1 pseudogene is annotated in these 203 nt (G+C 50.2%); it reads left to right on the forward strand.

Going from position 1 to position 203, the window contains the following annotated elements:
- Positions 1-203, forward strand: a pseudogene (rimO, locus tag B3182_RS04045) (30S ribosomal protein S12 methylthiotransferase RimO); the annotation flags it as partial.

The raw sequence follows: 203 nt of genomic DNA on the forward strand, positions 1-203 counted from the left end.
GTGACCGGTTGTCTGGGCAGCCGTGACAATACCATCCGAGAAAAGCATCCACAGGTACTGGAAATTACCGGTGCTCATGCGCTTGAAGAAGTGGTAGGCGCGGTTCACAAACATCTTCCACAACCCCATGATCCGTTTATTAGTCTGGTGCCACCTGAGGGCATCAAACTAACTCCCCGACATTACGCCTATCTGAAAATTTC

Origin of the sequence: Methylophaga sp. UBA4204, from assembly GCF_002379485.1 — a bacterium.
Classification (GTDB): Bacteria; Pseudomonadota; Gammaproteobacteria; order Nitrosococcales; family Methylophagaceae; genus Methylophaga.